At 69.5% G+C, this 26,681-nt stretch carries 29 protein-coding genes; 13 read left to right on the forward strand and 16 right to left on the reverse strand.

Annotation, left to right across the window (positions count from 1 at the left end; translation table 11 throughout):
• Nucleotides 1-155 precede the first annotated feature (155 nt).
• From AC4PMY_RS09460 to AC4PMY_RS09480, 5 genes are all read left to right on the forward strand, one after another.
• Nucleotides 156-1,232: a phosphotransferase family protein gene (locus tag AC4PMY_RS09460; RefSeq protein ID WP_491622556.1), complete on the forward strand. Its 1,077-nt coding sequence runs from the start codon at nt 156-158 to the stop codon at nt 1,230-1,232.
• Nucleotides 1,233-1,483: 251 nt separating this feature from the next.
• Nucleotides 1,484-3,172 carry an ABC-F family ATP-binding cassette domain-containing protein gene (locus tag AC4PMY_RS09465; protein WP_071261930.1) on the forward strand — a complete coding sequence of 563 codons (1,689 nt, stop codon included), beginning with the start codon at nt 1,484-1,486 and terminating at the stop codon, nt 3,170-3,172.
• 39 nt (nt 3,173-3,211) lie between these two features.
• The gene (locus tag AC4PMY_RS09470) at nt 3,212-3,409 is read left to right on the forward strand and encodes an antitoxin Phd (RefSeq protein WP_491622557.1); all 198 of its coding nucleotides are present in this window, start codon (nt 3,212-3,214) and stop codon (nt 3,407-3,409) included.
• Nucleotides 3,406-3,798 carry a type II toxin-antitoxin system death-on-curing family toxin gene (locus AC4PMY_RS09475; RefSeq protein ID WP_491622558.1) on the forward strand — a complete coding sequence of 131 codons (393 nt, stop codon included), beginning with the start codon at nt 3,406-3,408 and terminating at the stop codon, nt 3,796-3,798. Before AC4PMY_RS09470 ends, AC4PMY_RS09475 begins: the two co-directional genes overlap by 4 nt.
• 102 nt (nt 3,799-3,900) lie before the next feature.
• Nucleotides 3,901-4,176 carry a hypothetical protein gene (locus AC4PMY_RS09480; protein ID WP_139205466.1) on the forward strand — a complete coding sequence of 92 codons (276 nt, stop codon included), beginning with the start codon at nt 3,901-3,903 and terminating at the stop codon, nt 4,174-4,176.
• Between the two features lie 18 nt (nt 4,177-4,194).
• Here AC4PMY_RS09480 and AC4PMY_RS09485 read toward each other — a convergent pair whose 3' ends face one another.
• The 4 genes from AC4PMY_RS09485 to AC4PMY_RS09500 form a co-directional block, all read right to left on the reverse strand.
• On the reverse strand, nt 4,195-5,148 hold the full coding sequence (locus AC4PMY_RS09485; protein WP_491622559.1) for a helix-turn-helix transcriptional regulator: 954 nt from the start codon (nt 5,146-5,148) through the stop codon (nt 4,195-4,197).
• Nucleotides 5,149-5,224: 76 nt separating this feature from the next.
• Nucleotides 5,225-5,596, reverse strand: a complete 372-nt coding sequence (locus AC4PMY_RS09490) for a hypothetical protein (RefSeq protein WP_491622560.1) — start codon at nt 5,594-5,596, stop codon at nt 5,225-5,227.
• 88 nt (nt 5,597-5,684) lie between these two features.
• A complete protein-coding gene (locus tag AC4PMY_RS09495; RefSeq protein WP_064293971.1) occupies nt 5,685-6,017 on the reverse strand; it encodes a DUF7882 family protein in 333 nt (110 codons plus the stop codon).
• 138 nt (nt 6,018-6,155) lie between these two features.
• On the reverse strand, nt 6,156-7,712 hold the full coding sequence (locus AC4PMY_RS09500) for a deoxyguanosinetriphosphate triphosphohydrolase family protein (protein WP_491622561.1): 1,557 nt from the start codon (nt 7,710-7,712) through the stop codon (nt 6,156-6,158).
• A gap of 39 nt (nt 7,713-7,751) precedes the next feature.
• Between AC4PMY_RS09500 and AC4PMY_RS09505 the strand changes: the two genes are divergently transcribed.
• The 4 genes from AC4PMY_RS09505 to AC4PMY_RS09520 all read left to right on the forward strand — a co-directional run bounded on the left by AC4PMY_RS09505 (nt 7,752) and on the right by AC4PMY_RS09520 (nt 10,193).
• Nucleotides 7,752-8,333, forward strand: a complete 582-nt coding sequence (locus tag AC4PMY_RS09505) for a uracil-DNA glycosylase family protein (protein WP_491622562.1) — start codon at nt 7,752-7,754, stop codon at nt 8,331-8,333.
• A 159-nt stretch (nt 8,334-8,492) separates the two neighbouring features.
• On the forward strand, nt 8,493-8,873 hold the full coding sequence (locus AC4PMY_RS09510; RefSeq protein WP_491622563.1) for a hypothetical protein: 381 nt from the start codon (nt 8,493-8,495) through the stop codon (nt 8,871-8,873).
• A 29-nt stretch (nt 8,874-8,902) separates the two neighbouring features.
• Nucleotides 8,903-9,319, forward strand: coding sequence for an SH3 domain-containing protein (locus tag AC4PMY_RS09515; protein WP_254773627.1), 417 nt, complete (start codon nt 8,903-8,905; stop codon nt 9,317-9,319).
• Nucleotides 9,320-9,365: 46 nt separating this feature from the next.
• Nucleotides 9,366-10,193 (forward strand): MerR family transcriptional regulator, encoded by an 828-nt coding sequence (locus tag AC4PMY_RS09520; RefSeq protein WP_491622564.1) that lies wholly within the window; start codon nt 9,366-9,368, stop codon nt 10,191-10,193.
• On the opposite strand, the gene AC4PMY_RS09525 is transcribed toward AC4PMY_RS09520, so the two are convergent.
• Both AC4PMY_RS09525 and AC4PMY_RS09530 read right to left on the reverse strand, forming a co-directional pair.
• Nucleotides 10,121-10,621: a GNAT family N-acetyltransferase gene (locus tag AC4PMY_RS09525; RefSeq protein WP_491622565.1), complete on the reverse strand. Its 501-nt coding sequence runs from the start codon at nt 10,619-10,621 to the stop codon at nt 10,121-10,123. The two genes, AC4PMY_RS09520 and AC4PMY_RS09525, sit on opposite strands and share 73 nt — an antisense overlap.
• Before the next feature lie 295 nt (nt 10,622-10,916).
• The gene (locus AC4PMY_RS09530; protein WP_491622566.1) at nt 10,917-11,537 is read right to left on the reverse strand and encodes a TetR/AcrR family transcriptional regulator; all 621 of its coding nucleotides are present in this window, start codon (nt 11,535-11,537) and stop codon (nt 10,917-10,919) included.
• 63 nt (nt 11,538-11,600) lie between these two features.
• Between AC4PMY_RS09530 and AC4PMY_RS09535 the strand changes: the two genes are divergently transcribed.
• Nucleotides 11,601-12,329 (forward strand): NAD(P)H-binding protein, encoded by a 729-nt coding sequence (locus AC4PMY_RS09535; RefSeq protein ID WP_082915859.1) that lies wholly within the window; start codon nt 11,601-11,603, stop codon nt 12,327-12,329.
• Here the strand turns inward: AC4PMY_RS09535 and AC4PMY_RS09540 are convergent.
• On the reverse strand, nt 12,317-13,306 hold the full coding sequence (locus AC4PMY_RS09540; RefSeq protein ID WP_491622687.1) for an aldo/keto reductase: 990 nt from the start codon (nt 13,304-13,306) through the stop codon (nt 12,317-12,319). The genes AC4PMY_RS09535 and AC4PMY_RS09540 overlap by 13 nt on opposite strands.
• 135 nt (nt 13,307-13,441) lie before the next feature.
• Between AC4PMY_RS09540 and AC4PMY_RS09545 the strand changes: the two genes are divergently transcribed.
• Nucleotides 13,442-14,104: a GNAT family N-acetyltransferase gene (locus AC4PMY_RS09545; RefSeq protein ID WP_491622567.1), complete on the forward strand. Its 663-nt coding sequence runs from the start codon at nt 13,442-13,444 to the stop codon at nt 14,102-14,104.
• Between the two features lie 11 nt (nt 14,105-14,115).
• On the opposite strand, the gene AC4PMY_RS09550 is transcribed toward AC4PMY_RS09545, so the two are convergent.
• From AC4PMY_RS09550 to ocd, 3 genes are all read right to left on the reverse strand, one after another.
• Nucleotides 14,116-15,774, reverse strand: coding sequence for a sensor histidine kinase (locus AC4PMY_RS09550; protein ID WP_491622568.1), 1,659 nt, complete (start codon nt 15,772-15,774; stop codon nt 14,116-14,118).
• 178 nt (nt 15,775-15,952) lie between these two features.
• Complete coding sequence (gene ctlX, locus AC4PMY_RS09555) at nt 15,953-16,930, reverse strand: citrulline utilization hydrolase CtlX (RefSeq protein ID WP_491622569.1); 978 nt, start codon at nt 16,928-16,930, stop codon at nt 15,953-15,955.
• Between the two features lie 7 nt (nt 16,931-16,937).
• Complete coding sequence (ocd, locus tag AC4PMY_RS09560; RefSeq protein ID WP_064293980.1) at nt 16,938-17,966, reverse strand: ornithine cyclodeaminase; 1,029 nt, start codon at nt 17,964-17,966, stop codon at nt 16,938-16,940.
• Between the two features lie 162 nt (nt 17,967-18,128).
• Between ocd and AC4PMY_RS09565 the strand changes: the two genes are divergently transcribed.
• Nucleotides 18,129-18,560: an Lrp/AsnC family transcriptional regulator gene (locus tag AC4PMY_RS09565; protein ID WP_064293981.1), complete on the forward strand. Its 432-nt coding sequence runs from the start codon at nt 18,129-18,131 to the stop codon at nt 18,558-18,560.
• 19 nt (nt 18,561-18,579) lie between these two features.
• Here AC4PMY_RS09565 and AC4PMY_RS09570 read toward each other — a convergent pair whose 3' ends face one another.
• The 3 genes from AC4PMY_RS09570 to AC4PMY_RS09580 form a co-directional block, all read right to left on the reverse strand.
• Nucleotides 18,580-21,141 carry a polynucleotide kinase-phosphatase gene (locus AC4PMY_RS09570; protein ID WP_071261945.1) on the reverse strand — a complete coding sequence of 854 codons (2,562 nt, stop codon included), beginning with the start codon at nt 21,139-21,141 and terminating at the stop codon, nt 18,580-18,582.
• Nucleotides 21,138-22,541 (reverse strand): 3' terminal RNA ribose 2'-O-methyltransferase Hen1, encoded by a 1,404-nt coding sequence (locus tag AC4PMY_RS09575; RefSeq protein ID WP_491622570.1) that lies wholly within the window; start codon nt 22,539-22,541, stop codon nt 21,138-21,140. The genes AC4PMY_RS09570 and AC4PMY_RS09575 overlap by 4 nt, the downstream gene beginning before the upstream one ends.
• 131 nt (nt 22,542-22,672) lie before the next feature.
• Nucleotides 22,673-23,152 carry a hypothetical protein gene (locus tag AC4PMY_RS09580; RefSeq protein ID WP_491622571.1) on the reverse strand — a complete coding sequence of 160 codons (480 nt, stop codon included), beginning with the start codon at nt 23,150-23,152 and terminating at the stop codon, nt 22,673-22,675.
• 77 nt (nt 23,153-23,229) lie between these two features.
• Between AC4PMY_RS09580 and AC4PMY_RS09585 the strand changes: the two genes are divergently transcribed.
• Nucleotides 23,230-24,042, forward strand: coding sequence for an endonuclease/exonuclease/phosphatase family protein (locus tag AC4PMY_RS09585; protein ID WP_491622572.1), 813 nt, complete (start codon nt 23,230-23,232; stop codon nt 24,040-24,042).
• Between the two features lie 39 nt (nt 24,043-24,081).
• Here the strand turns inward: AC4PMY_RS09585 and AC4PMY_RS09590 are convergent, their stop codons facing one another.
• The 3 genes from AC4PMY_RS09590 to AC4PMY_RS09600 all read right to left on the reverse strand — a co-directional run bounded on the left by AC4PMY_RS09590 (nt 24,082) and on the right by AC4PMY_RS09600 (nt 26,681).
• Nucleotides 24,082-24,810 carry a YoaK family protein gene (locus AC4PMY_RS09590; RefSeq protein ID WP_491622573.1) on the reverse strand — a complete coding sequence of 243 codons (729 nt, stop codon included), beginning with the start codon at nt 24,808-24,810 and terminating at the stop codon, nt 24,082-24,084.
• Between the two features lie 78 nt (nt 24,811-24,888).
• Nucleotides 24,889-25,857: an acetylxylan esterase gene (locus AC4PMY_RS09595; RefSeq protein ID WP_071261950.1), complete on the reverse strand. Its 969-nt coding sequence runs from the start codon at nt 25,855-25,857 to the stop codon at nt 24,889-24,891.
• A gap of 41 nt (nt 25,858-25,898) precedes the next feature.
• Entirely contained in the window at nt 25,899-26,681 is a 783-nt protein-coding gene (locus AC4PMY_RS09600; RefSeq protein WP_491622574.1) for an IclR family transcriptional regulator, read from the reverse strand.

A 26,681-nucleotide genomic window follows, 5' to 3' on the forward strand; every position in this document is an offset into this window, starting at 1 on the left:
TCCGCGCGCGACTCCAGCAGGAGTTGTGGACGCTCTGGGCTGCGCACCTCGACAAGCTCGGTGACCACGGTAGGGGCGCTCGGTGACCACGGTAGGGGCGCTCGGCGAGCAGGCCAGCGGAGGGCGAAGGGCGCGGGGCGCGCTACCGTGGGCGGATGAGCCGAACCCCTCGCCCCAGTGACACCATGATCGCGGTCGCCGAGCACTGGGCGGCCGAGCGACCGGCGATGCAGCCCGGCAGCCCGACCATCACGATGCTCGGAGCGGGCACGGCGAACGAGGTCGCAGCGGTCGAACTCGACGGCGGCGAGCGCGTCATCGTCAAGCTGTCCCCCGCCGACGCCGACGGGCTCACCTACGAGCACTCACTCATGGCGACCGAGGCGCTCGCGCTGCGCATCCTCGGGCGTGCGGAGGTGCCGCAGCCGGAGATCGTCTTCGAGGCGACGCTCGACGGACGCGACGCGCTCGTCATGACCGAGCTCACCGGCCGGCCGGCGAACAGCACCGAGACCGTCCCCCTCGCCCGCGACGTCCTCGGCCGCACGCTCGCCCGTCTGCACGAGGCGGGTCGCACGCCGTTCCACGTGGAACCAGGCGACGTCGACATCCCGGCGGAGGCTGCGTCCACCGATCCATCGACCGGGCTCGCCGAGGGGAAGCGGTTCGGCTACCCCGTACGCCCGGAGCTCCAGGCGGCGAGCGCCGCCGACGCCTACCGACTCGTCGTGGAGGCCGTCCTCGCCGACGCCCTGCGGTTCGACGTCGACCTCCCGGTCGCGGCGGACGAGATCCGACGCCTGATCGACACTGCACTTCCGGCCTTCGACAGCGTGAGGGAGCCGACACTGGTCCACTTCGACCTCTGGGAGGGCAACCTCCTCGTCATGCCCGAGCATGGGGCGGAGGCCGCCCAACTGACCGGCGTCATCGACCACGAACGCGCGCACTGGGCCGACCCGACCGCCGACCTCGTCTCCCTGGCGCTCTTCACCGACGTGCCGGAGACGGTCGCCGCCGACTCGGAACTCATCCGCGCCTACCGTGAGGTAGCCGGCCGCGAACTCCTCCCCGACGAGGACGCCCGGACCCGCGCACGCCTGTGGTCGCTGTACCTCGCCCTCGTCATGGTGGTGGAGGGCGTTCCGCGCGGCTACGAGGGTGATTGGTTCGACGAGCACGACGCGTCGGTGCGCACGTGGATCCGCGACATCGCCGCATCGCTCGCCTGACCCGTGCGACTCCCCCGGACCCGTGAGCCGACCTCCACCGGCCCCTGAGCCGACCTCCATCGGTCCCTGAGCTTGTCGAAGGGCGGTCATGGCACTTCGACAAGCTCAGTGACCGGGAGTCGTGCGCAGCGGCGGTTGCGCGCGTCCGGATCGACGCCGCTAGACTGGTTGGCTCGCCAGGCGGTGGGCGGCCCGGCGCGAACCAGCGTGGGCCCGTTCGGGAGCGACCGGCTCCCTGGAGAGTGCGCACCATGGGCTACATCGACGTCAGTGACCTCAGCTACACGCTGAGCGACGGACGGACCCTGCTGGACGAGGTCTCGTTCCGCGTCGGCGAAGGGGCGATCGCCGCGCTCATCGGAGCGAACGGTGCGGGCAAGACGACGCTCCTGCGGATCATCCGCGGCGAACTCCAGCCCGACTCCGGGGTCGTCTCCATCGACGGCGGCCTCGGCGTGATGGACCAGTTCGTCGGTCGCGGCGACGACGATCGGACGGTCCGTGACCTCCTCGTTCAGGTCGCACCTCCGCGGGTCCGTGCGGCCGCCGAGGCGGTCGACCGCACCGAACTCGCCCTCATGGAGGACGACGTCGAGGCGACCCAGATGGCCTACGCGACGACGCTCGCCGAGTACGCCGACGCCGGCGGGTATGACCAGGAGGTGCTCTGGGACAGCTGCTGCGAGGCGGCGCTCGGGGTGTCCTACGACCGCGCGCAGTGGCGGACGCTCGGCACGCTGTCCGGCGGCGAGCAGAAGCGGCTCGTCCTGGAGGCCCTGTTCCGCGGCCCCGAGCAGGTCCTCCTCCTCGACGAGCCCGACAACTCCCTCGACGTCCCGACGAAGCGCTGGCTCGAGGGGATGCTCGCCGAGACCCGGAAGACCGTCCTCCTCGTCTCGCACGACCGCGAGCTCCTGGCACAGGCGGCGACCCGCATCATCACCCTCGAGGTCGGTGCGGCCGGCAGCACGACGTGGACCCATGGCTCCAGCTTCCGCAGCTACCACGAGGCCCGCGACGCCCGCCTCGACCGACTCGACGAACTCCGCCGGCGCTGGGACGAGGACCGCGTGAAGCTGCGCGCACTCGTGCTTCGTCTGCGCGAGCAGGCCAAGTTCAACGACTCCATGGCCTCCCGCTACCGCGCCGCGCAGACCCGACTCGCCAAATTCGAGGAGGCCGGTCCGCCTGAGGAGCGGCCGAAGGACCAGCAGGTCACGATGCGCCTCCGCGGCGCACGCACGGGCCGTCGCGCGATCGTCTGCACGGGGCTGGAACTGACCGGCCTCATGCAGCCGTTCGACGCGGAGATCTGGTTCGGCGAGCGCATCGGCGTCCTCGGTTCGAATGGGTCGGGCAAGTCGCACTTCCTCCGGCTGCTCGCCGGTGGTGGGACGGATCCCGATCCGGGCGCTGGGCATCTCGCCGCAGCGGGCGACGCGCTCGTCCCCGTCGAGCACGACGGCGACGCCAAGCTCGGCGCGCGCGTGCAGCCGGGGTGGTTCGCACAGTCGCACCGGCACCCGGAACTCGTCGGCCGGACCCTGCTCGACATCCTGCACCGCGGCGACGAGCACCGCTCGGGTCTCCCCCGCGAGGCCGCGAGCCGCGTGCTCGACCGCTACGGGCTGGCGGGTGCGGCCGAGCAGTCGTTCGAGTCGCTCTCGGGCGGACAGCAGGCGCGCCTGCAGATCCTCCTGCTCGAACTCTCCGGTGCCACGCTGCTGCTCCTCGACGAGCCCACCGACAACCTCGACCTCGTCTCGGCGGAGGCGCTCGAGCAGGGTCTTGCGGGTTTCGAGGGCACCGTGATCGCGGTCACCCACGACCGCTGGTTCGCGCGTGGCTTCGACCGCTTCCTCGTCTTCGGGTCCGACGGCCGGGTGCAGGCTTCTGACGAGCCCGTCTGGGAGGAGACCCGCGTCGACCGTGCACGGTAGCAGGTACCTGTTCAGGTACCAACGAGCTATCATCGATCCATGCCGGCACTCAACGTGACCTTCACCGACGCGGAACTCGAGCAGCTCCGCGCATCCGCCTCAGGCACGGAGACCTCCCTGAAAGCGTTCGTCCACGATGCTGCATTGGCTGCGGCGAACGACCGGAAGCGGATGATCGCCCAACTCGCGCAGGAGGTCGCAGCGACCTCCGCCGAGCTCAATGCTCGCCTCGCGTGACCGCGTACTTCCTTGACCGCGAGGATGTCCTCACGGCCAGCGCCGCCGCGCTCGGCCACCAGCCTGCCGTCCGCGATTTCGGACTTCTCGACGCTGCAGTCGCCCGGCCGCAGAGCACCGTTTTCGGACTCGACGCCTACCCGGACATCTTCCTGAAAGCGGCAGCCCTACTGCACTCCATCGCTCGCAATCATGCGTTCGTCGACGGAAACAAGCGCACGGCTTGGGCGTCTGCGTGGGTGTTCCTCGGCGTGAACGGCATCCGGCTCAGCCACGGTTTCGACGTGGATGCAGCGGAGGCGTTCATGAACAGCGTCGCCACGGGTGACGCGGAGCTCGCATTCGTCGCATCCGTGCTGCGCAGTTTCACCACCCAGGAGGAAGACTGAGGCGACACCCCCTGCATGAGTCGCCGCCTTGGTCAACCCACCGTCATCCTCAGGACCGTTCCCTACGCTGGCATCAACAACCCGAGCTCGGAGGTGATGGTCATGCAGTACAGCATCGCCATCGGGCGTGCCACGTACGACATCGAACCCGGTGTCGACATTCCTGCGCTCATGTCCGAGATCGAGTCCGCCGTCCAGGTCGGCGGTCGCTTCGTCCGCGTCCCGCTCGCCTCCGACCGGAACCTCGACGTCCTCGTCAGCCCCGGCCTGCACGTCAGCGTGGAGTCCTTCGCGAACCGGGCGTTGGAGATCGTCCCGACGCTCGAGACGGAGAGTCTCTCCGGTCTCGACGAATACGACGAGTTCGGCGAGTTCTGACCCGACCGGTCTCGACGGCTATGAGCCGAGCGTCGTGCTCGGGTACTCACCGAAGCGGTTGGTGTACGAGGCGGAGAAGCGCCCGAGATGGGCGAAGCCCCATCGGTTGGCGATCTCGGCGACCGTGGCCCGCCCCGGGTCGGCCTGACGAAGTTCCTCCTGCACCCGATCGAGCCGGACACGCCTGAGGTAGTCGATCGCGGTGATGTCGTGCTCCTTACGGAAGGCACTCTGGAGACTGCGCTGGCTCATGCCGACCGCTTCGGCCACGTCCTCCGTTCGAATCGGGAGATGCGCGTTGGCGATCATGAACTCGACGGCCGCGCGGGTCTTCCCGCCGCTCGGTACCCCGATCTCGACCGGCGCATGGAGCGCCGTGTGCGGGAAGGTCTCCAAGAGCGCGACCGCTGCCGCGCGGTTCGCCTCGGACCGCAGGAGCGCTGGACTCGCGTCGTCGTAGATGACCCGGGCGACGGACGTCACCGAGGCGGCCCAACGACGGAGCTGTTCTCCGGACGGGCGGGCCGTCGTGTCGAAGAGGATCGGGCCGCTCGTGCCCTCCACCTCGCCGGCCACCCGCTCGAGGAACGTCCCGTCGAAGTGCATCAGGTTCTGCCGGTAGTCCGTGAAGTCGAACTCGGCGAGCCGGTTGTTCGCGAACATCGCCGGCTGCCCGTGCACGAGTCGAACCGGATCACCGGCGAGATCGGTGGCGCCACTGCCGACGGTCAACCACGAGACGATGTACTCGCCCTGCGTCAGGACCGTGCCCGTGACGTGGCCGTCGAACTGGGTGCCGCGCAGGGTCAGCTCGTCGTCGCCGATGGCGGTGTATCGAAAGGTGAAGTCGGATGCCGTGGGCTCGATGACCATCGAGCCGGCGTTGTAGGCACCGGCGAACAGGTCGCGGGCCTCATCGACGTCGCGACCTGCGACCTCGGACCGCTCGACGGGTCCCGTGTGTTCGCTCATCGTTCATAGAATCTCACGACGATCCTGAACTGTCACCCTGGACGGGGCGTCCGAACGCGGAGCAGTCCACTCGATGTCAGGCGGTCCCTTGCAGGAAGCCGTGCTCCGCGCCAAGGACGTCGGACATCGCCGACGACGTTATGTGGGCGAAGCGGGGTAGCACCGTCGTCTCGTGGACGGCGGTCGGACGTTCGGACCACACGGTCACGACGATGAGTCCGCCCTCGGCGCGAAGCGACCACGCGACGACGTGCCGGGTGAGGACACGGACGGTGTCGCCGTCGACGTCCAGGGCGATCGCCGAGCGACTGAGCGAGAGACCGCCGCCCGCCTCGGCGCTGACGTGCGAGGTCTCGAAGACGATGTCGGTCCGGTCGAGCAGCCGGCCCGTGGTGCGCGCGTCATCGAGGGCGAGGAAGTCGGGCGCACTGGAAGACCAGGTCGTCACGGTCCCACCCCCAACTGGTGTTTCGCAGATGCCCGACTGCCTGAGCTCGTCGTGGCGTTGATCGATCCGCCGGAGCGGATCCTTGGACCTAGGCCGCCGACTCGACGCGCTTCACGCCGCTGGCAGCGGGCTCAGGAACGACCCGCATGCCCTTGGCACTGTTGGCCTGCTCGAGAAGCGCGGCCAGCCATTCCCGGTTGAGCTCAGGGGCACGGCTGCCGTAGAAGGAGAACTGGAGGGGGATCATCGGGTTCAGCCAGAGCGACTGGCGTCCGGTACCGCGGCCGGGCACGGCATCGAGGTGGAACGCGAAGCTCTCGTTGCGGCGGAACTTCGTGAAGATGACCGTCTGCAGGTGAGCGAGCAGTCGGTCTTCGATCTCGTGCGGGGTCGGAGGGGTTCCGTAGAGGAGGTTGCCCATGGTCGCGCCATCCGTTCAGTCGTGGTCCGAGGAGATTCCCGGCGCCAGGAATAACGCTAGACGGTCTAGCATTCCGGTGCTCAGAACTATCCGAAATGCGCCGACACCCGTCGTCGAGGTCCTCAACGACGGTGTGGATCAGCTCCCGAAGGCCCAGGCTTCGCGGTCGCCGCGCAGTCTGGCCGCGAGCGCCGTCGCCTGTTCATCCGTCAGCGAGGCGACGTAGTCGAGGATGCCGCGCGCCCGACCGAGGCGCCCCAGTGCGCGCGGGTCGCTGTGCGGACGACCGTCGTCGGACTCGGGGTCGGCCGGGAGCCAGTCGGGGTTGTCCGCCCGCAGGCGGAAGTAGCCGTCCGTGGCGAGTTCGACGAAGTCGAGCAGTTTCTGCGGCGCGCGCGGGCCGTCGCGCGGGTCGTCGAGCCAGCTGTCCAGTTCGGTGACGAGCACATCGAGCACCCGCGACTGGCCGCGCTGATAGGTGGCGAAGTCCGGCCGGTCGATGACGAACCGGGTGTGGACGAACTTCAACACGGTGACGTCGTGCCACGCCTCGGGCAGGAGTGACACATGACCGGATCGCACGTTCGGCTCCTCCACGACGAGGACGGAGCGCTGGAGGCGGCCGATCCAGGACGACACGAAGGATTCGATGGCGCGCTCGGTGCGGCTGGAACCGTCGAAGGGGACCGCGAGGAGTCCTTCGACGAGCTCGGTCGCGACCCGCTGGACCGACGCCCGGAAGTGCTCGTCGCTGGCGATCCACGGGTCGCGCGAGACGATCCGCCGGCGCAACAGTTCGAGCGAGTGGCCGGGTGCGCGATTCCAGAGCTCCTCGGCGTCGAGCGCGGCGAGGGTGTGCTGGTCGCGGAGGAAGGTGCGGAACTCGACCGCCACCGCCGCCTGCTGCAGGACGCCGGCCCGGTAGAAGTCGTCGAGGTCGTGCAGGGAGTAGGCGATGTCGTCGGCGACGTCCATCACGGAGCACTCGACGGTCTGCTGCCAGGGGGCGATCGCGGTGAACGCACTGCGGGCGTCGAGCATGTCGTCGAGATCGAGGGTGTACGCGGAGAACTTCGGCGGCGCGGTCTCCCAGCGGCTTGCGGTGGACCCGCGTGGCATCCTCGTCGGGTCGGTGGGGTCGAGGTCGGGACGGTGGATGGTGCGGCCCCAGGGGTACTTGAGCACGGCGGCGCGGGAGGCCGCCGTGAGGTTGAGGCCCTCCTTCACCGTCTCGCACACGTCGAGCGCGGAGAGGATGCGGAACGACTGCGCGTTGCCCTCAAAGCCTTCCGCGAGGCCGAGTCGCTCTCGGGCCAGGCGGTCGAGGACCTGCTCGCCGAGGTGGCCGAACGGCGGGTGGCCGAGGTCGTGAGCTGAGGCCGCTGCCTGCACGACGACCGGGTCGCAACCGCCGAGCCGCTCGACGATGGCGTTCTGCTCGGGATCGGTCGTGGTGAGCTGCATGGCGATGGCGCGGGCGACCGCGGTCACTTTGATCGAGTGCGTGAGCCGGTTGTGGACGACCTGGCCGACACCGGAGGGCGAGACGACCTGCGTCACGGCGGACAACCGCGCGAAGTACGGGGAGAACCGGATGCGCTCGAGGTCGACCCGGTACTCGGGGTACTCCTCGCCGGTCGCGAACCGGTCCACCGGCTCGGGGATGAGTCGCCGTCGCCGCTGGTCGTCGTCCATCCCCTCACTGTATTGGGCGGCGGGTGGGAGACTGCAGGGATGCATCCGATCGATCGACTCCGAGCCGAGGTCGCCGCGCACGAGTCGAACGCCTGGGCCAGCGAGCTCGGCTGGGAACCGCTCTTCGTCGCCTCCCCCGAGGCCCGCGTGCTCATCATCAGTCAGGCGCCTGGTCGCCTGGCGCAGGAGTCGGGCATCCCGTGGAACGACCCGAGCGGCGTCCTCCTCCGCTCATGGATGGGTGTGACGCCCGAGGAGTTCTACGACCCGGCGAACGTCGCGATCGTCCCGATGGACTTCTACTTCCCGGGCAAGGGGACGAGCGGCGACCTACCGCCGCGCCGGGACTTCGCGCCGCGCTGGCATCCGCGCCTGCTCGAGCAGCTGACGGAGGTGCGCTTGACGATCCTCATCGGCGCCTACGCCCAGCGCGCCTACCTCGGACCGCGGGCCGGTCGCACCCTGACGGAGAACGTCCGGTCCGCGGAGACCCACCTCCCGCTCTTCCCGATCGTGCACCCGTCGCCGCTCGCGCGCGGCTGGCGCACCAAGAACCCCTGGTTCCAGGAGGAGACGGTCCCGCTGCTGGCCGCGCAGGTGCGGGCGGCGCTCACGGCGTGACGAATAGGCTGATGAGGACGACGGGACCCTGGCGTCTGATCGACCGATGAAAGGCACGCGTTGAGCGACGAACCGAGCACCGGCGACGGACTGCGGCCGCCGGCCGAACCGCCATCGGGGCCGAGCCCAGCCACCGGGCCTGCCGTGGCGGACGGATCGGTGGCTGGCGTCGAAGCCGGAGCAGCCGACCAGGAGGGTCCGGTCAGCGGGCGAGCGGCCGGGATCGGCATCACGCTGCTCCTGTTCGCGCTGCTGATCGTGAGCTGGTTCGTCCAACTCTCGTTCGCCCTGCAGGGCGAGTTCGGGCCGCCTGAGGACCGGCTCAGCGGCGGCGGAATGCTCGGCGGGTTCGTGCTCGGCGCCGCGATCGCGATCGGTCCGCCCATCGTCGTGCTCATCCTGCAGGCGCGGGTCCACAAGCGGACACCTCGACACTCGATCATCGCCGCCGTCGGCGCCGCCGTCGTGCTCATCATCGCCGTACCGATCAACGCCATCGTCATCGGCCTCCAAGCGGTGAGCGTCATCAGCGGAAACTAGGAGCCCTCCTCCGCCGACGCTCCGAGCTCGTGCGCGAGGCCGCATCCGGCGGTGGCTCCATGGCGTGTATCCCGGCGGCGAAGGACCGCACTGAGAGGATTGACGCTGTGCGATGCGTCTTGATTGCTGATCATGAGATTCCCGAGCGCCCGCCGTTGACGGTGAGGCCCGGAGACGTCGTTCAGGTCGGGGACCGGGACACAGAGTGGCCCGCGTTCGTGTTCGTGACGGCGTCACACGGAACGGGTTGGGTGCCCGCCCGCCATCTCGACGTCGACGGGTCGGTGGGTGTCGTCCGCGCCGGATACGACACCACCGAGCTGCCCGCGGTCACCGGCGACACCGTCGACGTCGTCGAGGATGATCCGGAAAGCGGCTGGTCCTGGTGTCGGAACGCCGACGGTCGCGAGGGGTGGATTCCCCACCGCGTGCTCACGGTGGAGTGATCGAGATGCTTGACTCTGACACCGTGTGAGGAGGGAGAACTGAGACATGTTGTCCATCGGAGCGTTCGCGCAGATCGGCCAGGTGACCCACCGGATGCTCCGGCATTGGGATACCGCAGGTCTGCTCGTGCCTGCCCATGTGGACGAGTCCAGCGGCTACCGCTCGTATGATCCTTCGCAGTTGGAACGACTGCATCGGATCGTGGCGCTTCGCCATCTCGGCTTCGGTCTCGAGGACGTCGCCCTGATCCTCGACCAAGGGGTGGATGCCACGCGCATCGCCCGGTTGTTGCAGGCGCGTCGAGCCGAGGTCGAACGCGAGCATCGCGTCGCGGCCGCACGACTCGTCGATGTGGAACGGCGGCTCCACCTCATCGAAAGAGAGCATCACATGTCAGAGATCGAGATCATCGAGAAACCCCTGCCCGCCGTTCGCCTGGCCGCCCGCCGTGGCGTCGTCCCCTCCCAGCCGGACATCGCGGACTTCGTCGGACCCTCGTTCGACGCGGTCGCGTCCATCATCGGAGACGAGAGCGGTTCGCTGACCACGCCGATCGCGCAGTACAGCGCGAGCGAGGACGGCACGGAAGTCGTCGTCGGCTACGCCTACAACGGCGCGCCCCGCGAAGGCTTCGAGGTCGTCGAGCTGCCGGCAGAGCACCTGGCGATCTGCGGCATCCATCTCGGATCGATGGACCGGATCGCTGAGAGCTGGCAGTCGATCCACGCCGAGATCATCGCCCGGGGCTTCGTGCCGGCGGGGCCGTGCCGCGAGCTCTACGTTCGGGCGGTGTCGGAGGATCAGTCCGACTGGGTCACGGAACTGCAGCAGCCGATCGCTGCCGCCTCGGTGCTGCGCGACAGCACGACATAGGGCGCTCGTCCAGCGTGGTCGGTGACCGTCTGACGCGGCTCGAACCCGACGGCTCGCCAGAACCGGACGCCGCACTCGTTCCCGACCTCCGGGTCGACGGTGAGTCGAGCGATGTTCCGTTCCCTTGCGCGGGCCACCATGGCATCGACCACCCGTCGACCGGTCCCCTGACCTCGCGCGGAGGGCGACAAGATGAGGTCGATCCCAGCGCAGTCAGCCCCGTCCACGTGCAGCTGGACGAGCCCGACCGCCTGCTCCTCGACGAGGACGAGGTAGCACTCGACGTCGGGCAGTCGCGCCCCTAGGTACTTGGCGCGGATGAGTTCGTCGGAGAGCCGTCCCGGCCCGCCCCATCCGTGGAAGGAAGGGTCATCGAACAGGCGACGAAGCGTGATGAAGTCATCCGTGGACGCGAGTTTCAGCCTCATCGAAGCCATCATGCCCGGGGGCCAGTGAGCGTCCATCCCCGCGGGCCGCCCTTACAGACCGGCGATTTCAGCCGATCGCACGACGAAGTACACGAGGATGGCGACGAATGCCACGACGAGGACGACGGCGGTCCAGAACATCACGATGCGAAGCCGTCGTATCTGTGGAGATTCGCCGGGTCGATTCCAGGGTGCGCGAGCCATGGAGCAACCATAACGGGGCACCGGCGAACATCATCGCGCTCGTTCCCGCCGACTCCCACGCTGAGGAGGCCGCCGCTCAGGCGTCGAGCTCTCAAGTCGCGTCGGGAACGGCCGAGGCTGACGCGACGGCCCGAACCACCGCGGCGAGGGTTGCGCAGGCCTGAGCCGTCGGGAGCGAGTCGGACAGGACGCTCCGGGCGAGGGCGTCCCCGGCGCCGACGATGGCACTCAACGGTGCCGGGTCGATTGCGCCGGTCCAGGGCTCCAGCGCCTCGCGACAGATCTCGAGATACGCCTGCTCCGCGTCCGACCGCAGGGTACTCAAGGTCGTCGAACCCTGGAGAGCGGCCACGACGGCCGCAAGCTCCAACCCCTCAGCGACCCAGCACGCGATGTAGGCCTCGGCGACCAGGTCGGCTACAGCATCGAGGTCCCGCGGGGCGCTCTCGAGGGCCCGGAGCAGGAGGTCTCGCTGGTGGGACTCGAAGGCTCGGTAGGCCTCGGAGAACAGCCCCGACAGATCGCCGAAGTGGTCGTAGGCCACGGGCTTCGTCACGCCGGCGTGCGCGGCCACACGCGCCAGGGTGACATCCGCGAGGTCCTGCGTGCGGATGAGGTCGCGGAACGCATCGAGCAACTGCGCGTGGCGCGCATCCCACGAGAGGCGACGTCTCGGCCCAGAGCTGAAGCTGTCGTCCGCGGTAGTTTTCATCCCCCGATTGTACCTACTCTTGGTAAGTTACCATTGGTAAGTAAGAGATCGAGAGGATCACCCATGACGTCACGAGACACCACCGCCGCGGCCGAGAACGCATCCCACGACGATTCAGCCGCACCCACCACGCGCGTCTTCATCTTCGGGATCACGGGCAGGGTCGGTCGCCTCCTGGCCGCCCGACTCCGCGCGGGCGGCATCATCGTCTCAGGCCTTACGAGGTCGTCACTGCCTGACCCCACCCTGGGCCCCGACGGAGTGACGACCGTCACGGGCGAGCTCGGGTTCGCCACCACGCGGGAGATCACGGCGATGATCTCGGACTGGGACGTCATCGTCTTCGCCGCGGGGTCGAATGCCGGAGCTCAAAGCGTGACAAACGACATCGACGACGCGGCGCTCCAGCGCGTGTCGGATGCAGTGATGGCATCACCGGGAAAACGCCTCATCTTGCTGTCCGTCCTGCCGGAGGCCTGGCGCGAGCGGCAGCTGAGCGACGACGAGGAACACTACTTCGCCGTCAAGAAACGGGCGGAGGTCGCCCTCACCCGTCAGCCGATCGACTGGGTCATCCTCCGCCCGTCCCTGCTGACCGACGACCCGGCCCGGGGCACGGTCGCCCTGGGGCCCGCCGAGCTCCACGACGAGATCACACGCGAGGACGTGGCCGCGGTCCTCGAGGCACTCGTCCTCGAGCCGACCATCAGCCGGCGGATCCTCGAAGTGAACACCGGGCCGACCGCCATCAGCGAGGCGGTCGGCCGCGTCGCACGTTCCTACCAGGCGTAGGCTTCCGGGGCCTGGCCACCGGGACCGGGGAAGAGCTCGTCGAGAGAGGCGAGGTCATCGGCGCTCAGCTCGATGTCGACCGCTGCGACGGCGGACTCCAGCTGCTCGATCGTGCGCGGTCCGATGATCGGGCCGGTCACGCCGGGCTGGTGCAGAAGCCACGCGAGACCGAGCGACGCCGAGGTCCAACCACGCTCGGACGCGAAGTGGTCGTAGGCGTCGAGCTGCTCCTGCTGCTTGGCTCGGGCCTCGGTGATACGGGACTCGCCCGACCGCGCGCGCTTGTCGGAGGAACCACCGCTCAGCAGACCACCGGACAGCGGCGACCACGGCAGGATGCCGAGCCCGTAGTGCTGTGCGGCGGGGATGACCTCGAGTTCGATCGAGCGCTGCGCGAGGTTGTAGAGCGACTGCTCGCTGACGAGACCGAGGAAGTGTCGCTGAGATGCGACCTCGTTCGCCTGCGCGATGTTCCACGCCGCGAAGTTCGAGCTGCCCGTGTAGACGACCTCGCCGCGCGCGACGAGCACCTCCATGGCCTGCCACAGCTCCTGCCAGGAGATGTGACGGTCGATGTGGTGGAACTGGTAGAGGTCGATCCGGTCCGTCTGCAGTCGCTCGAGCGACGCGATCGCCTCGCGACGCACCTGCCAGGCCGACGCACCACGCGCGTTCACCACATCCGAGCCGTCATCGTTCGGGGCGACCATGGGCGAGTGGACCTTCGTCGCCAGGACGATGTCGTCACGGACGCCGGGGCGGGCTGCGAACCACCGGCCGATGATCTCCTCCGTCGCGCCACGACCGGCGCTGCCGCCATACGCGTTCGCCGTGTCGAAGAAGTTGACGCCGAGCTCAAGTGCCCGGTCCATGATCGCGAACGAGTCCTCCTCGCTCGTCCGGTCGCCGAAGTTCATGGTGCCGAGCACGATCCTGGAGACCGTCGTCCCCGTGCGGCCGAGGTGCGTGTACTTCATCGTGGAGCCCTTCTCATCGTCGAACCGGGCCGCGATCCCGCGGCGCGTCGAGTGTGTCACGGAAGCCGCCCTCCACACCCCCGGCTCGACAGCGCGGTCTCGACCGGCTACAGCCCGAGGCGATACCGTGGCACGATGCTCAGCCTCACCGACGTCTGGCCGCTGTTCGGCCTGGAGATCCGCACGCCGAGACTCGTCCTGCGCCTCGTGCGCGACGAGGACCTCCCCGGACTGATCGAGGCCGCCCTCGCCGGCGTCCACGACCCCGCCGTCATGCCGTTCTCCACACCGTGGACCGACCAGCCGCGCGAACAACTCATCCGCGAGACCGCACGGCACCTCTGGACCCAGCGTGCGGGCGCGACACCGTCGTCCTGGACGCTCAATCTCGCGATCCTCCTGGACGGGACGCCGATCGGTCTGCAGGACGTCGGCGCCCGCGACTTCGCCGTCACGCGGACGGTCGGGAGCGGTTCCTGGTTGACGCAGGCACAGCAGGGCAAGAGGCTCGGCATCGAGATGCGGGCCGGCATGCTCCAGTTCGCCTTCGACCACCTCGACGCGGAGGTCGCCGTGTCGGACGCCGCCGTCTGGAACGGCGCATCGCTCGGCGTCTCGCGTCGACTCGGCTATCGGGACAACGGTCTGCAACGCTTCATCGGTCGACCGGGCGAACTCGTCGAGTCGCAAGGCCTCCGGCTGCACCGCGACGAGTTCATTCGGCCCGACTGGACGGCTGAGGTCACCGGCCTCGATGCGGCGCGGTCGTCACTCCTCGGAGAGGCGTCAGCGGACTGACAGCGCGGGCGTCATCGTGACGGTGTGGGGACAGGCTCCGGTGGCAGGACGAGGGTCGCGACGGTCCCACCGGGGACGTGTGCGACCGCGGGCGTGCTCCGCAGGGTCACGGAGCCGCCATGCGCCTCGGCGATCGCCTGTGCCGCCGGCAGGCCGAGCCCCACGCCCTGCACCGCCTGGTCCCGCGCGTACTCGGCCCGGTAGAACTTGTCGAAGGCCTGACGGAGTTCCTCGGCGCTCATCCCGACGCCCGTGTCGCTGACGGTCACCTCTGCGTGCCCGTCGCCCGGCTCGACGACCACGTCGACCGTCCCATCGGCCGGCGTGAACTTCACGGCGTTGGCGACGAGCTCGGTGATCGCACGGAGGACCTGCTCGGGGTCCGCGGAGACGACCGCCGCCGCGTCGGCGTGCAGTCGGACGACCGGACCCGAGATTCCCGCGGTCGCCGTCTCGATCGCACGCGTGGCCACGTCCGTGAGGTCGATACGACTCGGCGCGATCTGGACCGTCGAGTCGGATGCGGTCAACAGCTCCTGCACCCGCCGCTCCAGCTCGACCGCGTTGCGCTGGACCACCCGCAGCGCCGGGAGCAGGCCGGGGGCATCGACTTCGGCGTCGTCCATGATCAGTTCGAGGTAGCCGTGGATGGAGGTGAGCGGCGTCCGCAACTCGTGCGAGACCGTCGTGAGGAACGCCTCACGGACGTTGATCGCATTCGCGAGCTCGGTGACGTCGTGTGCGACGATGACCGTCCCCAGATGCGTGTCGCCGTTGCGCATGACCCGCGTGGAGCTGGCGAGGATCGCACGCTGTCGCCCGGCCTCCCCCACCCATTCGAGATGGTTCGACAGCAGCTCGCCCCGCAGCGCCCTGGGGATGATCTGCTCGTCGAACGGGATGGGTGTCCGGCGGTCGGCTTGGAGCACGTGTTCCCCGGCATACGGCGGGGTGTCCAGCCGGAACCCGACGGCGGCGACCATGTCCGCGGCATGCGCGTTCGCCACGCCCAGGGTGCCGTCCGCCGTGTAGAAGGCCACGCCCGCGTCCACCGTCTCGAGGATCGATTCGGCGAGCGCCTCCGCGTCGAGCGCCCTGGCGAGCGAGCGTTCGAGCTGCGAGGCCTGCTCCTGGATGGCTTGTCGGCTCCGTCGCAGTTGGCGGGCCCCGATGTTCACGGCGACCGCGATACCGATCGTGAGCATGGGCAGCAGGGCGACATTGAGCCAGTCCACGGCGGTCTCCGGCGTGCGAGCCCGGAGGACGTAGGGAGCACTGCTGATGAACAGGGTCCCCGCCACGGCCAGGATGATCATCCGCGGGGTGAACCCGAACGCCAACCAGAGGACGGGGAAGATGCAGAGCAGGCTCGCGCCCGGAGTCACGCTGATGAGCTCGAGCCGGATGCTCGCGACGGCGAGGAGGTCGAGGACCGCGATGACGGCCATCGCGTGCGTCGGCCAGCGTTCCCAGGGCAGGAATCCCGCCAGGAGGGTGCTGATCGCCGCGAGAGCGGTGCCCGAGAGGACGGCGACCGTGAAGAACCGCTCGGGCAGGACGATCGCGACGAGGATCGCGACGATGCCGAAGGCGATCGAGAACGGGAGCTGTGCGCGGGCGAACACCCGGAGTCGGCCGCGTCGAGAGGCTTCATGTTCCAACAGCGGCATGATCGCCCACTCTCTGCAGCTCGGTCAGAGAGGACGTCGGCCGGATTCCACGTCGATCAGCTGATCGATCGTCAATCTAGCCCATGCGCACGCGATCAGCCATCGGCGGAGGCCTGTCGGGCCCAGGCACCGCGTCTGACGGACGGATTTGCGTCAATCGGATCACCGATCGGTGGAATCAGGACCGGGCGAGCTGGGCGGTCGGTGCCACATCGGACGCCGTCGCCGCAGGCCGCCGGTCCAGGTGGATCCCGGCGATCATGCATCGGACGGAACCCCCGGCGAGTTCGATCGTCGGGACGTCCAGCGGCAGGATCCGGCAGCTGCGCTCGATGATCGCGAGTTGTTCCGACCGCAGACTCTGGACGGCACGACTCGAGATCGCGAGGAGGCGTTCCCCCGTCGCCGAACGCAGCTCGATCGCGTTGCCGACGAAGTCGCAGACCTGTCCGTAGTCGAGGTCGACGATCGTCCGCCCATGGCCCGTGAGCCGCTCGATCACCTGATCGCGTCGCGCCGGCGAGGCGATCAGGTCGAGACCGACGAGCGCGAACTCGGTCGCCACGCCCATCATGACGTTGGTGTGGTAGATCGGGACCCCGTGGGGGTCGACCGCGTCGAAGACGAGCGGCTCGTAGCCGAAGTTGGTGCAGAACCGCTCGAGGGCGATCGGGTCGGCACGGTGGGATCGCGCGACGAACGCCACTCGCGCTGCGTGGTCGAGCACCATCGCACCGGTGCCCTCGAGGAACACGTCGTCGAGCTCCAGCCCCGAGTAGTCGATGACGTCCTGCACGCGGTACTCGCGCTTCAGCATCTCGACGATGTCCCACCGCCGCTCGCGTCGGCGGTTCACCGCGTACATCGGGTAGACCGCCAGGTGCCCGCCCGCATGGGTGGACAGCCAGTTGTTGGGGAAGACGCTGTCGGGGCGGTCCGGGTCCTCATCGTCGAACAGGTGGACGCGGACGCCCGCGGCATCGAGGGCCTGCGCCACGGCGGTGACCTCGTCGAACGCCGCGTGAGCCACCCCGGCCACGGACGCCGACGGGACGCCCTCCGCCACCTGGAAGACGTTGTCGGCTGCGGTCAGCGGGTTCGGCGTGAACCGGTGCGGCCGGATGAGCACCACGGCCGACGGCGCCTGGACGGACATGTGGGACTCAGCCGACGGGAGAGAGCGCGCCGACGAGCCCGAAGAGATCCTTCGGGTCGTCGGGGGCGGCGACGAGGTCGATCTCCTCGAAGTACTCGCTGCCGTCGACGGAGTCGCGGAGGAAGCGCAGCGCGGTGAAGTCCTCGATCGCGAAGCCGACGGAGTCGAAGAGCGTGATCTGCTCCCGCGAGGTGCGGCCGGGGACGGCACCCGTGAGGACCTGCCAGAACTCGATCACCGGGAAATCGGGAGCCATCTGCTGGATCTCGCCCTCGATGCGGGTCTGCGGCGGGAATTCGACGAACACCTCGGCGCGATCGAGGATCGACGCCTCGAGCTCCGTCTTGCCGGGGCAGTCGCCACCGATGGCGTTCAGGTGCATGCCGGGCTCGACCAGGTCGTTCGTGAGCACGGTCGCGAGCGCCTTGTCGGCCGTGCAGGTCGTGACGACGTCCGCGCCCGCCACGGCGTCGGCGGCACTCGTCCCGATGACGACCTCGAATCCGAGCGGCTCCAGGTTGCGCGCGAACTTGTCCATCGCGAGCGGGTCGACGTCCCAGATCCGCACCGTGTTGATCCCGAGGGCGGCACGCATGCCGAGGGCCTGGAACTCGGCCTGGCTACCGGCGCCGATGAGCGCGTGGACGCTCGAATCGGGACGGGCGAGGTGCTTCGCGACCATGCCCGACGTCGCGGCGGTGCGGAGGGCCGTGAGGAGCGTCATCTCGGCGAGGAAGGTGGGGTAGCCGTTGTGCACGTCGGCGAGGACGCCGAACGCCGTGACCGTCTGGTAGCCCCGGGCGGGGTTGGAGGGGTGGCCGTTCACGTACTTGAAGGCGTACGTCTCGTGGTCGCTCGTCGGCATGAGCTCGATGACGCCGAACGGCGTGTGACTCGCGACCCGCGGGCTCTTGTCGAACGACGGCCAGCGGCGGAAGTCGGCCTCGAGGTAACCGATCATGCCGGCGATGATGCGCTCGGGACCTCGGTCTGCCGTCCAGCGGACCATGTTGCGGACATCGACGAAACGCGTCATGACGTTCCCTTCCAGACGAGTTCGGGCTCGGAGCCGACCGGAGCAGACCGCTCGCGGTTGCTTCGAGCCTAGGTTTCGACGATCTGCACTTTCCATTCCAGAGATGCGCGATTTGTGCACAGGTTATGCACAATGTGAGTAACTCGGTTGTACATTATGTGCATGGCTGCGCTGGACGATCTGGACCGGAGGCTGTTGGCTGCGCTCCGAGCCGACGGCCGTGCGTCGGTCGCGAGCCTGGCCCGGTCGCTCGACGTCGCCCGGGCGACCGTGAACAGCCGTCTGGAGCGACTCATCTCCTCCGGCACGGTGGTCGGGTTCTCCGTCCGGGTGCGCGACGAACTCGACCCCGGCACCATCCGCGCGATCGCGTTCATCGAGGTCGAGGGTCGCACCACCGATCACGTCATCCGCCAGCTCCGCGGCTTCCCGGAGATCAGCGCGCTCCACACCACCAACGGCGGGTGGGACCTCGTCGCGGAACTCCGCACCGAGACGCTGACCGACTTCGACCGCGTGCTCGGCGGGATCCGACGCATCGAGGGCGTCGTCAACAGCGAGACGAGCCTGCTGCTGAGTTCCGTCCTCCGCTGACGACCCGCCGGGGTCGACGCTAGAGGCGCGGGTCGATTGGCTCGGACTCCATGGCGAGCACGCCGAAGACGGCCTGATGCACCCGCCAGGTCGGTTCACCGGCGACGAACCGCTCGACCGCCTCGACACCGAGCGCGTACTCACGCAGCGCCATCGACCGCTTGTGGCCGATGTCCCGATCACGCAGGCGCTCGAGGTTGTGCGGCTCCGTGTAGTCGGGGCCGTAGATGATGCGCAGGTACTCACGGCCCCGCACCTTGATGCCGGGCTGCGCGAGCGCCTTCTCACCGCGGACGAGGCCGGCCACGGGCTTCACCACCATGCCCTCACCACCCGCACCGGTCAGCTCCTCCCACCACGCGGTCGCGGCGTCCTCGGAGGCCGACGAGGTGAGGTCGACCTCGATCGAGCGGGTCCGACGGATGAGCTCCGGGTCGGCGTCCGCAAGGCGGTCCGCCACTGAGAGGTGCCAGGCGTGGTCGCGGCCCAGGTGGCTCGTGCCGGTCGAGGCGAGGAGCTGGAACGGCGCGAGCTGCACGCCCTCCAGACCGTTCGAGGGCGCGGTGTACGGACGGTAGGCCGCGACGTAGGCGTCAGCGGCCTCGGCCCGACGGCGCGTCCGCTCGAGCAGGTCCGAGACGTCGACACCGGTCGCCGCCGCCTGCTCCAGCACGCGGACGGCCGCCGGGAGCGCAGCGGTCGCGGCAGCTCCGACCGAGGCGTACTGCTCCCGGATCATGCTCTCGGCCTTCACCGACCACGGCAGCAGCTCGCTGTCGAAGAGCACCCAGGAGGCGTCGAGCTCCTCCCAGAGACCGGCTCGCTCCACGGCGGCGTCGAGCCGCGTCAGGAGCGTCTGCGTCGTCTCCTCGTCGAAGAACGGCCGACCGGTGCGGGTGTGGACGGTGCCACGCCATCCCGCGGGAGCACCGAAGGGTGCCGGATCCCGCGTGAGCAGCACGACGGCACGCGAGCCCATGTGCTTCTCCTCGCAGACCACCCGGTCGAGCCCCTCCCGGCGATACGCCTCGAACGCCTCAGCGGGGTGCTCCAGGAGCTCCTTCCGCTTCGAGGTGCTCGGCGGACTCATCGTCGGCGGCAGGTAGACCAGGCGCCGCGGGTCGATCGCGAACCGGCTCATGACCTCGAGTGCGCCGGCCGCCGCGTCCTCGCGGATGCCGACCCGGCCCGAGACGCGGGTCTCGACGACCTGCTTGCCGAGGACGTCGTCGATGCGCAGCAGCCCGGGATCCCGCTGCTCGCCGGCGGGACCGGTCGGGCGGCCGAGCGGCACGACGGGTTCGTACCAGACCTGCTCGGCCGGGACGTCGACGACCTCGCGCTCCGGCCACCGCAGGGCACTCAACTTGCCCCCGAAGACGCAGCCGGTGTCGAGACACATCGTGTTGTTGACCCACTCGGCGTCGAGGGTCGGCACATGGCCGTAGAGGACGGTCGCCTTGCCGCGGTAGTCCTCCGCCCAGGGCAGCCGCACGGGCAGACCGAACTCGTCGGTCTCCCCCGTGGTGTCGCCGTACAGCGCGAACGACCGCACCCGCCCGGAGGCGCGTCCGTGATACTGCTCGATCAGGCCGGCGTGCGCGACGACGAGCTTCCCGTCGTCGAGGACGAGGTGCGCGACGAGCTCGCGGCAGAACCGCTCGACCTCGGCCCGGAACTCCTCCGGCTCCTCGGCCAATTGGGCGAGCGACTCGGCGAGCCCATGGCTGGTCTGCACCCGCTTGCCCTGCAGCGCACGGACGAGCTTCGACTCGTGGTTGCCGGGCACCGCCAAGGCATGCCCCGCGCCGACCATCCCCATCGCCAGCCTTAGCACGCCAGGGGTGTCCGGCCCGCGGTCGACGAGGTCGCCGAGGAAGATCGCGCGGCGGCCCTCGGGGTGGGCGGCGTCGATCGGTCGGCCCGCTAGGTCGCGCTCGATCACGTACCCGAGCTTTGTGAGCAGCGTCTCGAGCTCGCTCCGGCACCCGTGCACGTCGCCGATCGCGTCGAAGGGACCGCGCTCCTGACGGCGGTCGTTGAGCAGCGGCTCACGCACGAACGACGCCTGCGCGATCGCCTCGACGCCGGAGAGCACGTGGACCTTCCGGAAGCCCTCTTTGCTGAGGTGCCGCATCGACCGACGCAGTTGGTCCTGCTGCCGGGTGATGACGGCGGCACCGAACGAGCGGTCCTCGCGGGCCTCGTTTCGCTCGATGCAGACGCGCTCCGGGACGTCGAGCACCACGGCGACGGGGAGGACGTCGTGGTTGCGTGCCAGATCGATGAGCGACTTGCGCGAGGCCGGCTGGACGTTGGTCGCGTCGATGACCGTCAGGAGCCCGGCGTCCAGGCGGCGAGCGGCGACATCGCGGAGTGCGGCGAAGGCGTCGGCGCTGGCGGCCTGGTTGTTCTCGTCGTTGGAGACGAGCCCGCGGAAGAAGTCGCTCGACAGGGTCTCGAACCGGCCGAAGTGCGTGGCGGCGAAGGTCGACTTGCCGGACCCGCTCACGCCGATGAGGACCACGAGCGACAGTTCGGGGATCGGCAGGGCGGCGGGGGTGTGCTCGAGGTCACTCATGCGATGGCCTTCCGGAAGACGGCGAGCTGCGTCGGCGAGCCGAGCTGCGGGTCGACGTCGCCGACCGTGCGGTGCTCGACGCCGTAGCCGTACCGCTCGGCCGCAGTGGTGCACCAGGTCGCGAACTCCTGACGGTCCCACTCGAAGCGGTGGTCCGGGTGCCGGAACGAGCCCGCCGGCAACGACGGATACAGCGCGTTGTATTCGCGGTTCGGCGTCGTGACGATCACGGCTTCTGGAGCCGCAGCACCGAAGATCGAAGCCTCGAGTGCATCGAGGCGCTCGGCGTCGATGTGCTCCACGACCTCCATCAGCACGATCGCATCGAGTCCGCGCAGCCGGGTGTCGGCGTAGGTCGCCGAGGACTGCAGCAGCTGGACACGCTCACGGACGCGGTCGCTCGCGTCGCGGAGCCCGAGCCGCTGCGACGCGGATGCGAGCGCGCGTGCGGAGACGTCGGTGCCGATCACCGTGGTGACGAGGGGATCCGCCAGCAGTCGCGTGAGGAGCGCACCCTCGCCGCACCCGACGTCGGCGACCGACCGAGCCCGCACGTCGGTGAGCGCCTGCAGGACCGCCTCGGCGCGCAGGCCGGCGAGCGCCGGGGCACGCTTCGTCTGTGACGCGGTGGCCGTGTCGTCCCCGTCGGCGCCGTCGGTCCGCGCCTCCGGGTCCAGCTGCGACTGCGCATCGGTGACCATCCGCGACTGGTGCGCGAGATACCGCTTGGTGATCAGGTCCCGGTCGGGGTGATCGGCCAGCCACCCCTCGCCGGCACGGAGGAGCTTGCCGACCTCGTCGTCGGAGACCCAGTAGTGCTTGGCGTCGTCGAGCACGGGCAGCAGCACGTAGAGCTGGCGGAGCGCGTCGGCGAGGCGGAGGTGACCGGTCAGCTCCAGGTCGACGTATCGCGAGTCGCCCCACGCGGGGACCGTCGGGTCGAGCGGGATCACCCGTTCGACGACGGTCCAGCCGAGCGGGGTGAAGAGTCGGGTCGCCAGCTGCTCCAGACCTCGCGACGGCACCGCGGCGACGGTGATCGTCAGCGGGAGCGCTGCCGCGGCGAGCTCGGGGTGGGAGTCGCTGCGGCCGGTCATGGCGCTGCGGAACACCTGCCCGATCGCGACGGCGCCCATCGACGACGACGCGTACGGTCGGTCGTTCACGTACTGGGAGAGCGACGCGGCGTCACCGCCACCGAAGCGCTTCTGGCGGACGAGCGCGATCGCGTCGACCTCGAGCAGCAGGGCGATGGTGCACCGCTCGTCGCTCGCTTCCGGGTAGAACACGTGGGCGCGCCCGACGCTGAGGTCGAAGCTCTGCGCCCGCGCGGGATGCTTACGGACGAGGTGCCCCAGGTCGGCGGCCGAGGGCGCGGTCGAGGTGATGGTGACGAGCACTGGTCCATCCGTCCGTTCGGCGGCGAGGTTCCTGAAAGCCTAGCGGCGGTCGTCGTGCGTGCGTGAGTCGCCCGGATCTGCATGGAATTCAGCGATCTCCGTGCAGTTCCGGGCGACTCAGGGCCGGCTGATCAGCCCCCGAACAGCTTGCCGAAGAACCCCTTGCGCTGCTTCCAGCCTGCGGCGGTCAGGGCATCGATCACGGGCTGCTTGACCTCGTCGGTCGTGAACTGGTAGCCCATGAGGTGGCCGGTCGTGGTGCCGTTCCGGTCGGTCGACTGTGCGATCGGCGCGGCGCGCCCACCGAAGGTGAAGGTCTTCTGGGGGCCGGACTGCCACGTGCGCTTCGTCGAGAGCCCGTCGAGGCCGACGGTGGTCTTCGAGGAGGACGACTGCTCGTGGAACTCCCACTCGCCGTCCTCGGGGTGCAGCTCGACCCGCAGCTCGTACTCGGCACTGAACATCCCGGCACCGATGAAGCCGAGCCAGCGCTGGTCGGCGTAGCGCCAGTGCGCGACGATCCCGTCGGGTGTCGGGTCGTAGATGAAGGGGAGTTCTTCGCTGTTGAGCGCGAGGATCCGGGCCTGGGCGTCGCGGAGGTCGAAGGTCATGGGGCGAGTCTAGGCAGGCGGACCGCTCGGCGACATGGGGACAGCTCCCCGTCACCCGGCTCCCCTACGCTGGCCGGGTGAGCGAATCCATCCTGACCCAGAACGTCCTGACCGTCATGAGCTACAACATCCGCACCGCTGTCGCCCAGCCCGGTCACGAGTGGGTGGACCGTGCACCGCTCGTCTCGCAGGTCATCGCCCGCAACGCTCCAGACCTCCTCGGGCTGCAGGAGGTCCGCGAGCATCAGTTGCACGACCTGCTCCCGGGCCTCGCCGAGTACGACTGGTTCGGGCAGGGCCGTGACGGCGGTTCGGCCGGCGAGTACGGACCGGTGTGCTTCCGCCGCTCGCGGTTCGAGCAGCTCGACGCCGGCGAGTTCTGGCTGTCGGACACCCCCGACGAACCGGGCTCGAACACCTGGCCGTCACTGCACGCGCGGTTCGTCACCTGGGTCAGGCTCCGCGAGCGCCGCACCGGCGACGAGCTCGTCTTCGCCAACACCCACCTCGACCACGAAGGTACGCCGCACGGCGACGACGTCCGGACGCGCAGTGCGAAACTGATCGCCGACCGCTTCTCCGGCGTGGACGTGCCCGTCCTCCTCACCGGCGACTTCAACACCGAGCGCGGATCGGCGGCGCACGACGCCCTGGCGGACGCCGGGTTCGTCGACCTCTCGCCGTTGGAGAGCGACAGCATCGGCACGTTCCAGGGCTACGGTCCGCAGCGTCCCGGGAACGCACGCATCGACTGGGTGCTCGGCCGCTCAGGCAGCGTCGCGCCGCACACCCGACTGGAACCGATCGAAGCCCTCGTGGACGAGCAGGAACCCACCTCGGAGGCGAGCGACCACTTCCCCATCCTCATCCGGGCGCAGCTCACCCACTGACGGCGGCGCGTCTCGGGCACGCGCGCGAGGAGCGGTGGATCAGCCGTCGGAGGCCGTCGGCGCGAGCCGGAGGAGGACAAGCCCGACGATCGACGGGAGGAGGGGCAGCGCCGCACCGAACATCGGGTCCACGCCGGTGAGGAGCGAGCCGCAGAGGGCGCCCGTCACGAGCAGCACGATCGCGCCGATGCGGATGAGGTGGTGGTCGTGGACACCGTCGGCGAGGCTCTGCATGAGACTCGTGAGGGTGCCGGTCACGAAGGTGGTCGTCACGCCCGACCGCTCGATGCGTCGCGCGACGGCCGTCTGCCCCGCCATCGCGAGCGTGGAGAGCGCGATGAGGACGCAGATCACGGGCGTCGTGCGCAGGTCGGAGGACACGATCCATCCGATGAGGACGCACGCCTGCGCGACCACCGCACCGCCGAGGACGAGGACGAGCCGGTGCTGCGGCGCCTCCGGAGGCCGCCCAGGGGTGGCGACGAGCCTCGTGAAGCGGAAGGCCAGGAACGTCCCGACGGAGAACAGCAGCACGGCGACCGTCGCCCCGAGCAGGACCTCGCCGAAGTCCGGTCTGCTCGTGAGTCCGGCCAGCACGAAGTTGCCGGTCATGTTCGCGGTGAAGACGCCGCCGAGCTGGAGGAACGCGAAGTCGTCGGTCGCTCCGGCCGCGAACGAGAGCACGAGCGCCATCGCCGCGATCATGCCGGCCCGCGTCCGACGCCGGGTGGTCGTCAGGGTCGAGTCGGTGCCGCCGGTCTCAGTCACGTGCACATCGTCCCACGCCCGCTCGCCCATCGTCGGGCGAACGGGAGCTCGCTCACCCGAACATGGGCGAACGGAGCGTCAGGCGAGGAGGTCCGCGAGGAAGGTCAGCTGCGCCTGCTGCTGCACCGGCCCGCCACCCTCGTGCCCGTTGTACGGGTAGACGGCGATGTCCTTCTGCGTGCCCGCGTAGTGGTTGAACGCCGCGTACACCGTCGAGGGCGGACACACCGCATCGCAGAGCGCGACGGAGAACAGTGCGGGGGCGGTCGCGCGGGCGGCGAAGTTCGTCGCGTCGAAGTACGAGAGCGTCCGGAACACCTCCTCCTCGTGACCACGTCGGCTGATGAGGTACGTCTTCAGCTCGGCGAAGGGGCTCGCGTCGGTGATCTGCAGGGCGCGACGGAAGTGCGACAGGAACGGGACGTCGACGAGTGCCGCCGCGAGTCCCTCGCAGAGCCCGGCCGCGGCGAGCGCGATGCCGCCGCCCTGGCTCCCACCGGCGACGACGACCCGGGCGGGGTCGACCTCCGGGAAGCTGCGCACCGCGTCGACGGCGAGCGCCGCATCCGTGAAGACCCGACGGTAGTAGTAGGTCTCTGGGCTGTCGAGCCCGGCGCTCATCTTGCCGGCGACCTGCGGACCGCTTCCGAACGGGTCGGCCGTCGCGCCCGGCAGGTTCGCGCTCCCCTGGCCGCGGGTGTCCATGACGAACACGGCGTAGCCCGCGGACGGGTGCATCGTCCACTGGTGGGCGAGCCCGCGTCCGCCGCTGTACCCGATGTAGTGCACGATGCACGGGAGCGGCTCGGTCGCGCCCGCCGGTCGGATGAACCAGCCTTTGATCGGGTCGCCGCCGAATCCGGAGAACGTGACGTCCTCGACGACGAGACCGGTCAGCTCAGGGTCGGATCGTTCGCGCACCGTCGGCTGGGCGAGGGCGTGGGCTTCGGCGAGGGTGTCCGCCCAGAACGCGTCGAAGTCCGGTGCCTCCTCGCGGTCGGGCCGGTACTGCTGGAGTTGGGCGAGGGGGAGGTCGAATTGCGCCACTGGTCACCTTCGGTTCGTGAGATCGGATGCGGGAGGACGAATCAGGAGGACGGGATCGCGGAGATGAGGCCGAGACCGACGCTGATGCGGTCGGCCACTTCGATGAGGTCCTCGGTGAGGACGTCGAGGTCGCGTTCGCGCATCAGGCTCAGCCGACCCGAGATCGAGATCGCCGCCACGACTCTGGCGTTCGCGTCGCGGATCGGCGCCGCGATCCCGAGACGACCCAACGCGAGCTCCTGGTCCTCCATGCAGACGCCGCGTTCCCGCGCCGCCGCGAGCTCCGCGGTGAGGGCCGCGTGCTCCGTGATGGTGTTGGCCGTGTAGCGCGGGAGCGGCTCGTCACCGAGCAGCGCACGGAGACCGTCCGCGTCGAGGTCGAGGAGCAGACACTTCCCGAGCGCGGACGCGTGCAGCGGCTGGCGCAGCCCGATCATCGAGTGCGACTTCGGGGCGAGGGCTCCCTCGAAGTGGCAGAGGTAGATGAGGCTCGAGCCGTCGAGGACGCCCACGTTGACGCTGAGCCCGATCCGTTGCGCGAGTTCCTGGGCGGGAGCGCGCGACTCCCGGTGCACCGGGTTCTGGTTGAGCCCTTCGCTCGCCAGCGCCAGGATGGTCGCCCCGATGGCGTAGGACGGACTGTCGGCCGCCTTCGTCACATAGCCGAGCTCCTCGAGCGTGCCGAGGAGGCGTGCGGTCGTCGAGGTGCCGAGACCGGTGGCACGGGCGATGTCGGAGGCCCGCAACGGTCCGGTGGTCGATGCGCCGAGCACGGCGAGCACGGATGCCGCACGGCCGATGCCCTGCTGGATCTCACCTGCCAC

Source organism: Plantibacter sp. MDV22-iso1 (assembly GCF_058408345.1).

Bases quoted from the DNA above. Each gene is read 5' to 3' on its own strand.
- AC4PMY_RS09480 (WP_139205466.1), top strand. From the start codon at position 3,901: ATGCAGTACAGCATCGCCATCGGGCGTGCCACGTACGACATCGAACCC.
- AC4PMY_RS09495 (WP_064293971.1), bottom strand. From the start codon at position 6,017: ATGGGCAACCTCCTCTACGGAACCCCTCCGACCCCGCACGAGATCGAA.
- AC4PMY_RS09505 (WP_491622562.1), top strand. From the start codon at position 7,752: ATGCATCCGATCGATCGACTCCGAGCCGAGGTCGCCGCGCACGAGTCG.
- AC4PMY_RS09570 (WP_071261945.1), bottom strand. From the start codon at position 21,141: ATGAGTGACCTCGAGCACACCCCCGCCGCCCTGCCGATCCCCGAACTG.
- AC4PMY_RS09460 (WP_491622556.1), top strand. From the start codon at position 156: ATGAGCCGAACCCCTCGCCCCAGTGACACCATGATCGCGGTCGCCGAG.
- AC4PMY_RS09465 (WP_071261930.1), top strand. From the start codon at position 1,484: ATGGGCTACATCGACGTCAGTGACCTCAGCTACACGCTGAGCGACGGA.
- AC4PMY_RS09580 (WP_491622571.1), bottom strand. From the start codon at position 23,152: ATGACCTTCGACCTCCGCGACGCCCAGGCCCGGATCCTCGCGCTCAAC.
- AC4PMY_RS09565 (WP_064293981.1), top strand. From the start codon at position 18,129: ATGGCTGCGCTGGACGATCTGGACCGGAGGCTGTTGGCTGCGCTCCGA.
- AC4PMY_RS09525 (WP_491622565.1), bottom strand. From the start codon at position 10,621: ATGAGGCTGAAACTCGCGTCCACGGATGACTTCATCACGCTTCGTCGC.
- AC4PMY_RS09470 (WP_491622557.1), top strand. From the start codon at position 3,212: ATGCCGGCACTCAACGTGACCTTCACCGACGCGGAACTCGAGCAGCTC.
- AC4PMY_RS09540 (WP_491622687.1), bottom strand. From the start codon at position 13,306: ATGAAGTACACGCACCTCGGCCGCACGGGGACGACGGTCTCCAGGATC.
- AC4PMY_RS09520 (WP_491622564.1), top strand. From the start codon at position 9,366: ATGTTGTCCATCGGAGCGTTCGCGCAGATCGGCCAGGTGACCCACCGG.
- AC4PMY_RS09535 (WP_082915859.1), top strand. From the start codon at position 11,601: ATGACGTCACGAGACACCACCGCCGCGGCCGAGAACGCATCCCACGAC.
- AC4PMY_RS09545 (WP_491622567.1), top strand. From the start codon at position 13,442: ATGCTCAGCCTCACCGACGTCTGGCCGCTGTTCGGCCTGGAGATCCGC.
- AC4PMY_RS09530 (WP_491622566.1), bottom strand. From the start codon at position 11,537: ATGAAAACTACCGCGGACGACAGCTTCAGCTCTGGGCCGAGACGTCGC.
- AC4PMY_RS09550 (WP_491622568.1), bottom strand. From the start codon at position 15,774: ATGCCGCTGTTGGAACATGAAGCCTCTCGACGCGGCCGACTCCGGGTG.
- AC4PMY_RS09500 (WP_491622561.1), bottom strand. From the start codon at position 7,712: ATGGACGACGACCAGCGGCGACGGCGACTCATCCCCGAGCCGGTGGAC.
- ctlX (WP_491622569.1), bottom strand. From the start codon at position 16,930: ATGTCCGTCCAGGCGCCGTCGGCCGTGGTGCTCATCCGGCCGCACCGG.
- AC4PMY_RS09485 (WP_491622559.1), bottom strand. From the start codon at position 5,148: ATGAGCGAACACACGGGACCCGTCGAGCGGTCCGAGGTCGCAGGTCGC.
- ocd (WP_064293980.1), bottom strand. From the start codon at position 17,966: ATGACGCGTTTCGTCGATGTCCGCAACATGGTCCGCTGGACGGCAGAC.